The organism is Kribbella sp. NBC_01510 (assembly GCF_045040325.1).
GTDB lineage: Bacteria > Actinomycetota > Actinomycetes > Propionibacteriales > Kribbellaceae > Kribbella.
In genome coordinates, this window is record NZ_CP109418.1 from 1,733,674 (window position 1) to 1,746,049 (window position 12,376).

At 68.5% G+C, this 12,376-nt stretch carries 13 protein-coding genes; 1 reads left to right on the forward strand and 12 read right to left on the reverse strand.

Going from position 1 to position 12,376, the window contains the following annotated elements; genetic code table 11:
* Nucleotides 1–524 precede the first annotated feature (524 nt).
* Complete coding sequence (locus OG558_RS08595) at nucleotides 525–869, reverse strand: VOC family protein (RefSeq protein WP_405069723.1); 345 nt, start codon at nucleotides 867–869, stop codon at nucleotides 525–527.
* Between the two features lie 17 nt (nucleotides 870–886).
* Between OG558_RS08595 and OG558_RS08600 the strand changes: the two genes are divergently transcribed.
* The gene (locus OG558_RS08600; RefSeq protein WP_405069724.1) at nucleotides 887–1,267 is read left to right on the forward strand and encodes a VOC family protein; all 381 of its coding nucleotides are present in this window, start codon (nucleotides 887–889) and stop codon (nucleotides 1,265–1,267) included.
* Nucleotides 1,268–1,325: 58 nt separating this feature from the next.
* Here OG558_RS08600 and OG558_RS08605 read toward each other — a convergent pair whose 3' ends face one another.
* From OG558_RS08605 to OG558_RS08655, 11 genes are all read right to left on the reverse strand, one after another.
* On the reverse strand, nucleotides 1,326–2,522 hold the full coding sequence (locus OG558_RS08605) for a Gfo/Idh/MocA family protein (RefSeq protein ID WP_405069725.1): 1,197 nt from the start codon (nucleotides 2,520–2,522) through the stop codon (nucleotides 1,326–1,328).
* A 170-nt stretch (nucleotides 2,523–2,692) separates the two neighbouring features.
* Nucleotides 2,693–3,370, reverse strand: a complete 678-nt coding sequence (locus OG558_RS08610; RefSeq protein WP_405069726.1) for a glycerophosphodiester phosphodiesterase — start codon at nucleotides 3,368–3,370, stop codon at nucleotides 2,693–2,695.
* A complete protein-coding gene (locus OG558_RS08615; RefSeq protein WP_405069727.1) occupies nucleotides 3,367–4,689 on the reverse strand; it encodes an ABC transporter substrate-binding protein in 1,323 nt (440 codons plus the stop codon). Before OG558_RS08615 ends, OG558_RS08610 begins: the two co-directional genes overlap by 4 nt.
* On the reverse strand, nucleotides 4,686–5,498 hold the full coding sequence (locus OG558_RS08620) for a carbohydrate ABC transporter permease (RefSeq protein WP_329482641.1): 813 nt from the start codon (nucleotides 5,496–5,498) through the stop codon (nucleotides 4,686–4,688). The genes OG558_RS08615 and OG558_RS08620 overlap by 4 nt, the downstream gene beginning before the upstream one ends.
* The gene (locus OG558_RS08625) at nucleotides 5,495–6,445 is read right to left on the reverse strand and encodes a carbohydrate ABC transporter permease (RefSeq protein ID WP_405069728.1); all 951 of its coding nucleotides are present in this window, start codon (nucleotides 6,443–6,445) and stop codon (nucleotides 5,495–5,497) included. Before OG558_RS08625 ends, OG558_RS08620 begins: the two co-directional genes overlap by 4 nt.
* The gene (locus OG558_RS08630) at nucleotides 6,442–7,254 is read right to left on the reverse strand and encodes an inositol monophosphatase family protein (RefSeq protein WP_405069730.1); all 813 of its coding nucleotides are present in this window, start codon (nucleotides 7,252–7,254) and stop codon (nucleotides 6,442–6,444) included. The genes OG558_RS08625 and OG558_RS08630 overlap by 4 nt, the downstream gene beginning before the upstream one ends.
* A 40-nt stretch (nucleotides 7,255–7,294) precedes the next feature.
* Nucleotides 7,295–8,695, reverse strand: a complete 1,401-nt coding sequence (locus OG558_RS08635) for an MFS transporter (protein WP_405069731.1) — start codon at nucleotides 8,693–8,695, stop codon at nucleotides 7,295–7,297.
* Nucleotides 8,692–9,123: a MarR family winged helix-turn-helix transcriptional regulator gene (locus OG558_RS08640; RefSeq protein WP_405069732.1), complete on the reverse strand. Its 432-nt coding sequence runs from the start codon at nucleotides 9,121–9,123 to the stop codon at nucleotides 8,692–8,694. Before OG558_RS08640 ends, OG558_RS08635 begins: the two co-directional genes overlap by 4 nt.
* Before the next feature lie 22 nt (nucleotides 9,124–9,145).
* Entirely contained in the window at nucleotides 9,146–9,844 is a 699-nt protein-coding gene (locus tag OG558_RS08645; protein ID WP_405069733.1) for an MgtC/SapB family protein, read from the reverse strand.
* Nucleotides 9,845–9,864: 20 nt separating this feature from the next.
* Nucleotides 9,865–10,884 (reverse strand): 2-hydroxyacid dehydrogenase, encoded by a 1,020-nt coding sequence (locus tag OG558_RS08650; RefSeq protein ID WP_405069734.1) that lies wholly within the window; start codon nucleotides 10,882–10,884, stop codon nucleotides 9,865–9,867.
* A gap of 28 nt (nucleotides 10,885–10,912) precedes the next feature.
* The gene (locus OG558_RS08655) at nucleotides 10,913–12,373 is read right to left on the reverse strand and encodes an FGGY family carbohydrate kinase (protein WP_405069735.1); all 1,461 of its coding nucleotides are present in this window, start codon (nucleotides 12,371–12,373) and stop codon (nucleotides 10,913–10,915) included.
* Between the last annotated feature and the right edge of the window lie 3 nt (nucleotides 12,374–12,376).

Below are 12,376 nucleotides of genomic sequence, written 5' to 3' on the forward strand. Positions count from 1 at the left end.
ACCGGACCGGGTGGACCGGACCGGGTGGACCGGACCGGGTGGACCGGACCGGGTGCACCGGACCGGGTGCACCGGACCGGGTGCACCGGACCGGGTGGACCGGACCGGGTGGAAGATCCTCCCCAGTCTGACCCGGCCGGCCCGCGGGTCGCGACCTGGGCGGACGTGGCACACTCACCAACCCGGTCCGGCAACCGCCGACTGCTCGCGGCCAAGCGGGCATCGCTGGCATCGCGCCGCTTGGTGAGTGGTGCACGTCCGATCCGCGGCGCGGCATCGCCCAACCCACCGCCGGGCGGGCTGTGGCGGACTTCCAGGCCATCACAATCACCGAAACGCCGCGACCGCCCGCGCGAGGCCATCGTCCGCGCCTCGTTGTGATGGCCTGGGGATCCGGTCGACGGCACGGGCAAACCCCACGGAACCGACCGGAGCGCCGCTATTTCCCCAGCCCCCGATAAAGGCCCCTCCCCCGAGAGTCAGCCATCTGTCCCGCTGAACCACTTTCGACCGTGCGACACGTGTCACTCGACCGGGGCGCCGCCGTACGAGACCTCGTTGCCGTCCGGGTCGTAGTAGGTGACGTGCCGGACGCCGTTCTCGTACGTCTCACGCACCGCCGGCTCGATCCCGCGCTCGGCGATCGCCCGGATCACACCCTCGAAGTCCTCGACGAACAAGGTGTGCTGAGCATGACCGGCATGCTGAGGCACCACCTCGATGTAGAGGAACTGATGCTCGCCGACCTCCCAGACCGCCTCGATGTCGTTCGGCACGAAGCTCGGCGGCGCTCCGAGCAGCTTTTCGTACCAGGCGACCGCGGCCGCGTAGTCACTCACCGAGATCCCGGCGAACAGATCCAGAGCCATACGCGATCCTACAAAGCATGAAGGTGAATCGACTGGACCATCTGGTGCTCACGGTCGCGGATCTCGAGGCGACGACCGGCTTCTACCAGCGGGTGCTGGGGATGGAGGCGGTCACGTTCAAGGGTGGCCGGCGGGCGCTCGCGTTCGGGACCAGCAAGATCAATCTGCATCAGGTCGGGCACGAGTTCGAGCCGAAGGCGGCGTGTCCGGGGCCAGGGACCGCGGACTTGTGCTTCGTCGTCGACGACCCGATCGAGCAGGTGCGGGCCGAGCTGATCGCGCACGCCGTCGAGATCGAGGAAGGCCCGGTCGAGCGCACTGGCGCGACCGGGCCGATCCTCAGCGTCTACCTGCGTGACCCCGATGGAAATCTCATCGAGCTCAGCAACTACCTCTAGCTCCGCTTTCCGGAAACAAGCGGCCACCTGGTGGCAGAGATGTTCCGGAAAGCGACGTCTAGGCGGGCGCGTCCCCGTGGTCGGGGATCTCGAGTTGTACGCCGCCCTGCAGAGCGGACTGGTGGGCGTAGATGCCGGGGAGGGTGTAGCGGGCGGCGACCCAGGCGTTGACCGGGGGAAGGGCCTTGTCGGCGACCGCGCGGACGAAATCGTCGGCGAGGAAGTGGTGCGAACCCTCATGGCCGTTGTGCATGCCGGCGAACTCGGCCGGCAGGCGGCTCCGGTCGTGCACCGGCGACAGCCCAGACCGGAACGCGTCTCGCAGCGCCGGGTCGACGTTCGCCAGGTCGGCGTCGTCGAGCGAGCTGCTGGGCTTGGTCTCCATCAACTGGCTGACGTCCTCGACGCCCTCCTTGGTCTGCCAAAGCGTGGTCGTCGCGAGCTGTTCGAAGCTGCCCTCGGTCCCGAACACGCGCAGCCGCGACTCACGGATGTGCGACGGGTAGCCGACGCGGCGCATCTCGTTCGTCCGCATCACGCCACCGTCCGCGAGCTTGAACAGCGCGGTCGCGTTGCTGAAGTCGTTGTCGAACTGGCTGACGTCCTTGTCGAAGACACCGTCGCCACGGTCGTCCTTCACCCCGATGCAGGACACGTGTGTGGCGTGCTGCCCGGTCACCGAGAGAACGTTGCCCACGGCATGCGTCGGGTAGAGCATGGGCGGGAACGAAGCGGTCTTCTTCCACTCCTCGCCGCCGCTGTACTGGTACGCGGCGTAGAAGCCGAGGTCCATGTCGTGAACGTAGTCGCCCTCGGAGTAGAAGACCCGGCCGAACTCGCCGCCTTCGAGCTTCTGCCGGCAGTACACCGACGACGGGTAGTAGTAGCTGGTCTCGCCCATCATGTACGTCAGGCCGGTCTCCTTGACCAGCTCGATGATGCGGGCGATCTGGTCCGCCTCGATCGCCATCGGGACGGTCGAGTACACGTGCTTGCCGGCCTCGAGCGCCCGGATCGCCATCTCGCCGTGCAGCCACCGCTGGGTGAAGATCGCCACCGCGTCCACGTCGGACGCGAGCATCTCGTCGAACGACTGATAGGTGATCGAGATGCCCTGCTTGGCCGCCATCGCGGCGGTCCGTTCCGGCAGTACGTCGGTCAGCCGCACGTCGGACACGTCCGGGTGCGCGGACCACAGCCGCAGGAACGAGGGCGCGAACTGGCCGGCTCCGACCACACCGATGCTGATTCCCATGCGAGCAAGGCAATCACACATTTATCTTCTACGGAAGAACAAATTCACACGTTGAAACGTGTGACACGGACCACGCACCCGGACGGCCAGGCCATCACAATCCGCGGTTCTGCGGGCGGGCCACGCTGGGAGTGGCCGGGTGGATCAGATTGTGATGGCGTGGCGGTCCGCTATCGCACCGGCTGGAGCAGGTGCGGGTTGTCCGTGGTGATGCCGTCGACGGCGAGGGTGGCCGCTTGGGCGAGGGTTGCCTGGTCCGGCACCGGCCAGGCGGTGACATCCAGGCCGGACTCGTGCAGTTCGGCCACGCCCTCCACTGTCAGGCCGGCGATGCCGCAGAGGGCCGTGCCGGCGTCGGCCTCCCGGGTGAGGGCGACCAGCTCGGCGACAGGCGGCGTACGGCCGAAGATCCGGCCGGTCGCCGCGGCCGGGAAGGCGCGGCGGACGGCCAGCAGGATCTCCGGGTGGAACGACGTCACCAGCGTCCGATCGGCCAGCGACGGATCCGCCTTCAGCGTCTGCGCCAGCAGCGGTACGGCGTCCGCCGCCTTCACCTCGGCCTGGAAGCGGATTCCAATCTCGGCGACCGTCTCCGCCCAGGTCGGCACCACCTCGCCAAGTCCCGCGTCGAGCGACCGCAGGTCGTCGTACGACATCGCCGCGACCTCCCCCGATCCGGACGTCGTCCGGTCGACAGTCGCGTCGTGCAAGATCACCAGCTCACCATCGGCGGTAACGCGAAGATCGAGCTCGATCTCGTCACACCCGTCGGCAACCGCACGCCGAAACGACCGCAACGTGTTCTCCGGTTCGGTCCCCAGCGCACCGCGATGGCCGGTGATGATCACAGAACCTTCTCCTCGTAGAGACGTTTGACTTCGGCGCCGATCGCGTCGAGCCGGCCGGCGACCGAGGCGAACACCTTCTTGGGGGCGGCGTTGTCGGCGTAGATCTGCTGCAGGGCGGTGTAGATGACGACGTTGGCGTTGCGGCCGTAGAGGCGGATCGCGTCCTGCTGGCGGGCATTCGCGAGCTGGGCGATCGCGACTCCGTAGTTCGGCTTTTCGGCGATCAGTTTCTTCAGCTCGGGGTCTTCGCGGGCCGCGTTCACCACCGGCAGGTAGCCGGTCTGCGTCGTCCAGAAGGCCGAGTTCTCCGGCCGGGCGAGGAACGCCAGGAACGTGGCGGCGGCCTGCTTGCGTTCGGCGGAGATATTCCGCAACATCCCGATCCCGCCACCACCGGTGGCGAGCCCGGACGCCACCTCGGACGGGATGAACCCGGCGCCGACCTTGAACTTCGCCTTGCTCGAGATGGTCTTCATGCCACCGGTCGATTCCTGGATGACGCCGACCAGTCCGTTGGCGAAGTCCGTGCTCGGGCTGCTGGCCATGTAGGCAGCTCCCAGGTCGTGCACCATCTGCCGCTGCCACTCGCCCGCGGCGACCGCGCCGTCCTGGTCGATGGTGACGTCGAGGCCCTTCGAGTACGCACCGCCGAACTGCCACACGTTGCCCTGGAACTGCCAGTCGCCGTCGATCTTCGCGAAGGCGATCGTCCGCAGCGAACGTCCGCCGGACTGCACCTTGGCGAGCTCCGGCGCCCAGGACCGCAGTTCGCTCCAGGTCCGCGGCGCGCGATCCGGCAGGCCGGCCTTCGCGAACGCATCCCGGTTGTAATAGAGGATCGGCGTACTGCGGGCGAACGGAACCGCCCAGCTCTGCCCCTTCACGACGTACTCGCCGAACAGCTTCTGCTGATAGACGGCCGGACCGAAGCCGTCGGTGAAGTAGCCGTTCAGCGGCTCGAGCGCCTCGTTCAGGAAGAAGCGTTCCCACGTGACGTCGGAGAGGATGGCCAGATCCGGCGCCTGCTTGGCAACGAGGGCGGCCGCAACCTTCTGGGCCACGTCGTCATAGCTGCCCTGGAACTGCACCTCGACGTAGACATCCTGCTGGGAATCGTTGAACTTGGCAACGAGCTTGTCGACCGCCTTGCCGTTCGCCCCGCCGTACGACGTCCAGAAGACGACGCGGACGCGGTTCGCGTACTGCTTCGGCACGGATCCGGCCGGCTGCGAGTAGATCGCGTCGACCGAGCGGTAGCCACAGCCCGCCAGCGTCGCGCCGGCTGCGACCCCGAGGAACATCCTGCGGTGCATTCTCATCCCTTCAGAGCTCCCTGGGTGATCCCGCCGACGATGTAGCGCTGGGCGATCAGGAAGATCAGCAGCATCGGCGCGAGCACCAGCAGGGTGCCGGCCATGATCGTTCCCCAGGCCGCCAGGCCCTCCTCGTCCTTCAGGATCAGCAGACCGACCGGCAGTGTGCGCATCGAGGCGGAGTTGGTCACGATCAGCGGCCAGACGAAGTTGTTCCACTCCTCGACCGCGGTGATCACGACAACCGTGATCAGCATCGGCTGCGACATCGGCAGGACCACCCGCCACAACGTGCGCAGGTGTCCGGCGCCGTCGACCGCGGCCGCGTCCGTCACCTCCGTCGGCAGGGTGAGGAAGTGCTGCCGCATCAGGAACGTCGCGAACGCCGATCCGATGCCCGGGATGATCAGGCCCGCATACGTGTTGATCCAGCCGAGTGTTGCCACGGTCAAGTAGTTCGGCAGCAGCGTCACGTGACCGGGCACCATCATCGCGCCGAGCACCAGGAAGAACAGCACCTTCTTGAACGGGAACCGCAGAAAGGCGAACGCGTACGCCGTCAGCACCGCGTTCGTCACCTTCAACAGTGTGCCGAGCACCGTGATGATCGTGGAGTTGAGGAAGAACCGGTCGAACGGCGCGGCCTTCCAGGCCAGGCTGAAGTTCTCCCAGGTGAGGTGCGGCCACCACGCCGGCGGCCATTGATAGATCTCGGACGGTTGCTTGAACGCCGTCGACAACAGCCAGTACAGCGGGCCGAGGAACACGGCCGCCACACCGATCAGTACGACGTACTGGATCGCGCGGACCTTCATCGGTAGTGCACCCGCCTCTCCATCACCCGGGCCTGCACCGCGGTGACGACCAGCAGGATCACGAACATGATGATCGACAGCGTGGCCGCACGGCCCGCGTTGAACGCCTGGAAGCCCTCGTTGTAGATCGACCAGCTCAGCGTGGTGGTGGCATCACCAGGGCCGCCACCAGTCATCACGGCGATCACGTCGAAGGCCTGGAAGGTGCCGATCACCGTGGTGATCAGCAGGAAAAAGGTGATCGGGGCAAGCAACGGGAGCTTGATCGCCCGGAACCGGGTCCACGTCGAGGCACCGTCGATCGCGGCCGCCTCGTCGAGATCCTTCGGCAGCCCTTGCAGACCGGCCAGGTAGATCAGCGCGGCGAAGCCGACGTTCTTCCACAGGTAGACGATGACGAGGCCCGGCAACGCCCAGTCGGAGCTGTTCATCCAGTCCGGCGGCTCGGCGCCGAACGGCTCGATCAGCGCCCGCATCAGGCCGTAGCCGGGGTCGAAGATGAAGGCCCAGATGGTCGCGACGGCGGCGCCGGACAGAACGTGCGGCGCGAACGCGATCGTCCGGACCGCGCCGCGGCCCTTCAGCGGCAGGTTGAACAGGAAGGCGAGCGCCAGTCCGATCACCAGGCTGCCGACCACGATCAGACCGGTGAACACGATGGTGATCCACAGCGTCTTGTGGAACGCCGGATCGGTCAGCGTGCGGCCGTAGTTCGCGAGCCCGACGAAGGTCGGCCGGGCCGCGATCATGTTCCAGTCGGTCAGGCTGAGGAAGGCGTTGTAAATGATCGGCCAGTACGCGAAGACCGCGATCACCAGCAGGTTCGGCGCCACCAGCAGGGCGAACAGCCCGTACTCGCGGCGGCGCCGGCGCCGTCTGTGGTCGACACCGGCGGCCAGCCGGCGTTCGTCCGGATGAGTCCGGACCGGCAGGTCCAGTGTGGTCACACCGACCTCCTCAGGGTTGATAGGGCGAGTAGTTCGACAAGAGCGACGGCCAGCGCGGGAGCGGCGGCCAAGATGCCGTTCGGGAGTGCGGTGCCGGGTCCGCCGATGGTGTCGGCGCCGGCCTCGCGCGCGATCAGCGCTCCGGCGGCGATGTCCCAGGGCTGGATCACGTGCTCGTAGTACGCGTCCGCCGTCCCGTCGGCGACCGAGCACAAGTCGAGCGCGGCCGACCCGCCGCGCCGTACATCTCGTACGGCGGGCAGCACGCGGCGGAGGTGGTCAGCCTGTTCGGCCCGACGCTCCGCAAGATACGAGAACCCGGTGCTCACCAGAGCCGCTGCGAGGCCGACCTGTCGTGGTGGTCCGAGTACGAAGCCGTCGCGGCGGGCACCGCCGCCACGGATCGCGGACCAGGTCATGCGGGTCCGAGGCTGGTGGACGACGCTGGCCAAGGCGCCGGCTTCGTCCTGCACGGCGATGGAGACACACCAGTCGAGGCGGTCGTAGAGATAGTTAACTGTGCCGTCGAGCGGGTCGATCACCCAGGTGAGTCCGGTGTCGGACGGGCGGGTGGCGCCCTCTTCGCCGAGCAGGCCGTCGCCGGGCCGGACCGCAGTGAGACCATCGGTGATCAGTTTCTCGGACGCGCGGTCGGCCGCGCTGACCGGGTCGCTGGCGGAGGTCTTGGTCTCGACATCGGGCGCGTCGATCGAGAGGCTCTGCTGGCGGGCGAGCAGCTCTTCACCGGCCGCGGTCGCCAGCGTGGCGGCCAGCGCGCAGAGGTCGGCGAGGGGCGGGATGTTCAGCACGCGGTGAAATTATCACCGTTTCATGGTGTCGTATAGATGATCAGTGTGATTTTCTCACGAAGATCACATCAACGAGCAGGATCGTAGCGATTCCACCGACCAGGAGTCCGAGTCGGTGCAGGCCGGCGTCGCTAGCCGGTCCGGCGAAGACCAGCGCGATCGCGGCCGACGCCAGGTTGGCGCCGACGTACTGCGAGGTCCGGAACAGACCGGCCGCGGCACCGGCGGCCTCGGGCGGCGCGGCGCTGTAGACGGCAAGCTGGTTACCGAGTCCGTTGAACCCGTTGGGTACGCCGAGAACCGCGCTGATCAGGACGAGTACGACGATCGGCGTACCGGCGTGGACGCCGAAGGCGAGTGCGGCACCGCCGACCAGAAGCCCGGCCGAGCCGATCACCAGCAGGAGCCGTGGACCGTGGTTGCGGGCGAGTCTGGTGGCGCCGATAACGGTGATCGCCCCGAGGGCCGCGATGGGGAGAACCACCAGGCCGACCTGTGTCGGATCGAGCCCGCGGGCTTGCTCGAGCCAGCCGGGGAGGCCGTAGAAGATCGCGTAGAACGCGACGTAAGTGAGCATCGTGCGGAGGTAGCCGAGCGAGAGCGGTGCACTGCGGGCGAGGAGGCGGACGTCGACGAACGGGGTGGCGGCCCGCCGTTCCCACAGGACGAACAGCACAGCCACCGGGACTGCTACTGCCAGCAACCACCAGGTCGGCTGGCCGGTGAGCGAAAGCAGGACCAGCATCACCGCGGTCATCGCCAGGCTGAACAGGAACAGGCCGGCCAGATCGATCTCACGCCACAGCTTGCGGCCGTCGTCGGCCGGTCGCGGTGGGTCGGCGGGCACGAGGCGCAGGACGAAGAAGCCGGCGATCGCGGACACCGGCAGGTTGACCAGGAAGATCGCCTGCCAGTCGAAGCTGCCGACCAAGAAGCCGCCGACGCTCGGACCGAGGGCGGCGGACGTCTGGGCGAAGACCGAGATCAGCCCGAGCGCGCCGACCGCGGAGGCTTTCCGCCGATCGGCGATCCGGCGAATCATCGCGACGCCGGACGGGAACTGCGCGCCGGTCCCGATGCCGAGCAACACCCGCGCCGCGATCAGCCAGCCGAGACTCGGCGCGAGCGGAGCCAGCGCGGAGACCAGAGCCACCAGTCCGAGTCCGGCCAGGAACACGCGCCGCGCACCGAGAAGATCGGCCAGCCGCCCAGCGGTCGGCGCGGAGATCGCGGTCGCGAGATAGAGCCCGGACACCAGCCATTGAGTCTCGGTGCCGGCGTGAAAGTCGTTCCCGATCGCCACCAGGGCAACCGCGATCATCGACGAGTTGAGCGGCTGCAGGAGCGTGCCCAACCCCACCGAGGCCGCATACTTCGCCGGCAGCCCCGGCTGCGCCTGAACCTCCTCGGCAGCGCGCGTCTCTTCGACAGCCTTCGTCATTCCTGGACCTCGGAGAGTTTGTCCATCAGGCCGGCGGCCAGGCGGAGGAGCTCCCGCTCGGTGGGGGTCAGGGTGCTCGCCATCGCCTGGGCCAGGAAGGTGTCGCGGCGGCGGCGGTCCTCGCGGACGAGGGTGGTGCCGGCCGCGGTGATCTTCAGCAGCACCTGGCGTCGGTCGGTCGGATTATCAGCACGGCTGATGAGTTCGGTGGCGACCAGGTCGGCGGTCGCGCGCATCATCGTCTGTGGGGTTACGCGCTCGGCGGCAGCCAGGTCGGCGTTCGTCATCGGGCCTTCACGCTCGAGCCAGCCCAGCACATTCAGCTGGGAATAGCTCAGCTCCCCCTCGGGTCGCTCCTGACGCAGCCGGCGGACCAGCCGGAACAGGCTGGTACGGATCTCGTGGGCAGCGGCATCAGACGAGTTCATACCATCAGCTTAGCTGATGATCTCAATCGTCGTCGTCATCGTTCCGCAGCCGCACTCCGGTGACGCCGTCCAGGTCGTCGAGCGCGAGCACCAGGTGCTGCAACGGCGGCCGCCCGCTGAACCGCATCGAGGCCCGGACCTGTGGCCGGTCGCCGTCGCGGTGCACCTCCGTGCCGACGACCGACGCCTCGAAGCCCATCGACGTCGCGGTCGACAAGATCGAGCGCAGTACGCCGGACCCGTCGTCGTACCGCACCGTCACGAGGCGACGCCGGTCCGGTGACGGCAGGAACCGGCCGACCCGGGCGAACGGACCGACCGCGACCAGGTGCAGCGCGGTCGCGGCGACCGCCAGCACCGGCATCCCGGCACCGCACGCCATCCCGATCGCGGCGGTCATCCAGATGGTGGCCGCGGTGGTCAGTCCGCGGACCACATCACGGCGCATGAAGATCACCCCGGCGCCGAGGAAGCCGACGCCGGACACGATCTGGGCCGCGATCCTGGACGGGTCGAGGTTGACCTCGGTGCCGAGCACAGCGTTGAAGCCGAACCCCGAAACGAGGGTGAAGAGGGCAGCCCCGGTGCCGACCAGCGTGTGCGTCCGCATCCCCGCGCTCTTCTGCCGCAGCTGCCGCTCGATGCCGATGATCATCGACAGCACGAACGCGACCAGGAGGAGCAGCAGTTCGGTCCAGGTGGTTGATGTTGCGAGTTTCATGATGGGTACAGGTGCCCTGATTACGCCGAGACCAGTCCCACCGGGTCCTTCCCGGTGAGATAAGCGGCGACCGCCTCGGCGGCGATCGAGCCGGCTCGGTGAGCGGTCTGCCGGGTCGCGCCGGCCAGGTGTGGCGTCATCACCACATTGGGTGCGGTCAGCAACCGCGATCCCGCCGGGACCGGCTCAGCCGGGAACACGTCGAAAGCCGCCGCACCCAGCTGCCCGGACTCCAACGCGTCCACGGTCGCGTCGTAGTCGAGCAGCCCGCCGCGCGCGGTGTTCACGAGTACGGCGCCTCGCGGCATCAACGCGATCTGGTCGGCACCGATCAGCCCGCGGGTCTGGTCGGTCAGCCGGGCGTGCAGACTGACCACGTCGGACCGTCGCAGCAGGTCGTCGAGCTCGACCAGTTCGATGCCTTCGGGAGCCTCGTCGATGTAGGGATCGGCGACCAGAACCTGCGCGCCGAAGGCAAGCATCACCCGGGCGACTCGTTGCCCGATCGCGCCGTACCCGATCAGCCCGACCGTCGATCCGTCCAGTTCCAGGCCGCATTCGTCGTACGCGTAGAGGTCGCTGCGCCACTCGCCCTGCTCCAGGGTGCGTTGCAGGCGGGGAAGGTTGCGCAGGGCACCCATCGTCAGGGCGACCGCATGCTCGGCGGCCGCGACCGCGTTGCGGCCGGGGGTAGAGGCCACCACGATCCCGCGTTTGGTCGCCGCGGGCACGTTCACGTTCACCGGTCCACCGCGGCACACGACCAGGAAGCGCAGCTCCGGTGCGGAGTCCAGCACCCGCTCGGTGAACGGGCCCATCTGAGTGATCGCCAGTTCGACCCCGTCCAGCGCAGCGATGAGCTGGTCCTCGGCGTCGCTCGCCTCGTCCACCTCGGCCACCCGCCCGTACGGCGTCAGCGGCCAGGGCAGCGTGATCTCGCGGAGGTCGAAGGTGACTCCGCGGATGGTGGACAGTGCCGAGGCGAGCAGGTCGTTGCGAACGAAGTGGTCGCCGGCGAGCAATGTCTTGACGGTTCTCATCGAACTCCTGAAGTGAAGGCGGTGCGTTTCAGCGCTGCTGGTCGAAGGTCGGTGCGGGGTCGGACCAGCGCGGGCGGGCCGCCTCGATCCGGCGTAGGTAGTGGGTGTAACCCTCGGCATAGAACGCGGCCCGGGCCGGGTCCGGATCGACCTGGCGGGTCTCCGCGATCCACTCCGGTCCGGCGCTGTCCGGATCGATCGCGCGGCGCGCGCAGATCACCGCACCGCGGGCGGCGACCTGCTCGGCCTCGGCCGTGTGCAGCGGCGCATTCAGCACGTCCGCGAGGATCTGGGTCCATTCCCGGCTGCGGGCACCGCCGCCGCAGACGGTCACCCGGCCGGTCCACCCGGCCGCCTCCAGACAGTGGCGAGCGGCGTACGCGATCCCTTCGCAGGTCGCACGGACCACGTCGGCCGCCGTCGTGGACAGCGAGATCCCGTCGATCGTGCCGCGGGCCCGGGTGTCCACGAACGGCGCGCGCTCGCCGGCTTCGGAAAGGTAGGGAAGAACCGTCACGCCCTGTGCGCCGACCGGGCTCTCCGCGAGCAGTTCGGGCAAGCGGTCCGTGCCGGCACCGACGAGGGCGAGCACCCGATCGAGCGCCGCCGTACCGACCATCGCGGGCATCGCCCGGAGCCAGACTCCGGGTGTCCAGGTGCCGAGGAACAACCCTGCGGGCTCGCCGTCCACGGGAAGCTCGCGGGTCACCACTTGGCAGGCGAGCGTCGTACCGACGGTCAGGAGAGCATCGCCGGGCCGGGAGACACCGGCGCCCGCGGCTGCGGCCGGGAGATCGTACGGACCGGCGGAGACCCTGGTCCCGCGGGCCATTCCGGTCGAGTCATCGCGCAGCTCGCCGACTGGTCCGACCGGCTCCACCGGTGCGAGCAGGTGCTTCAGCTCCGAGAGTCCGGTCGCCTTCAGCGCCTCGTCGTCGTACTGATTCGTGCGTGGGTCGAGGAACGGCGCGGACGCGTCCGACACGTCCGTCGCGCGAACGCCGGTGAGCTGCTGCATCACGACGTCCTTGCAGTACGCCGCTGTCCCGGCGCGAGCGATGACGTCAGGCTCCTCCGCGAGTACGGCGGCCAGCAGCGGACCTGAGGCGCCTGGGAACATCCGGTTGCCGGATCGGCGGAACACCCGCTCGGCGACACCGTCGGCGGTCCAGCGATCGAGGATCGCACTGCTCCGCGCGTCCAACCACGAGATCGCCGGGCGGAGCGCCGTACCGGCCGGATCGACCAGCCACAGGCCGTCACCCTGCGCGGTGATCGCCAGGACGCCGGGCCGGTCGCCCACGGTTCCAGCCAGCTGACCGACCACCCCGTTGACCGAGGCAACGATCTCCGCGGTCTCGTGCTCGAACCGCCCGGTCCCGGGCCGCACCAGCCTGGTCGGCCGGGACGCCTCGGCCACCGGCCGCCCGTCGTCGTCGAACGCGACGGCCTTGGTAACGGTGGTGCCGACGTCTACTCCGACGTCCATAAG

Excerpts from the sequence above, each read along its gene's own strand:
- OG558_RS08595 (WP_405069723.1), bottom strand. The coding sequence starts at position 869 with ATGGCTCTGGATCTGTTCGCCGGGATCTCGGTGAGTGACTACGCGGCC.
- OG558_RS08600 (WP_405069724.1), top strand. The coding sequence starts at position 887 with ATGAAGGTGAATCGACTGGACCATCTGGTGCTCACGGTCGCGGATCTC.
- OG558_RS08605 (WP_405069725.1), bottom strand. The coding sequence starts at position 2,522 with ATGGGAATCAGCATCGGTGTGGTCGGAGCCGGCCAGTTCGCGCCCTCG.
- OG558_RS08615 (WP_405069727.1), bottom strand. The coding sequence starts at position 4,689 with ATGAGAATGCACCGCAGGATGTTCCTCGGGGTCGCAGCCGGCGCGACG.
- OG558_RS08620 (WP_329482641.1), bottom strand. The coding sequence starts at position 5,498 with ATGAAGGTCCGCGCGATCCAGTACGTCGTACTGATCGGTGTGGCGGCC.
- OG558_RS08635 (WP_405069731.1), bottom strand. The coding sequence starts at position 8,695 with ATGACGAAGGCTGTCGAAGAGACGCGCGCTGCCGAGGAGGTTCAGGCG.
- OG558_RS08640 (WP_405069732.1), bottom strand. The coding sequence starts at position 9,123 with ATGAACTCGTCTGATGCCGCTGCCCACGAGATCCGTACCAGCCTGTTC.
- OG558_RS08645 (WP_405069733.1), bottom strand. The coding sequence starts at position 9,844 with ATGAAACTCGCAACATCAACCACCTGGACCGAACTGCTGCTCCTCCTG.
- OG558_RS08650 (WP_405069734.1), bottom strand. The coding sequence starts at position 10,884 with ATGAGAACCGTCAAGACATTGCTCGCCGGCGACCACTTCGTTCGCAAC.
- OG558_RS08655 (WP_405069735.1), bottom strand. The coding sequence starts at position 12,373 with ATGGACGTCGGAGTAGACGTCGGCACCACCGTTACCAAGGCCGTCGCG.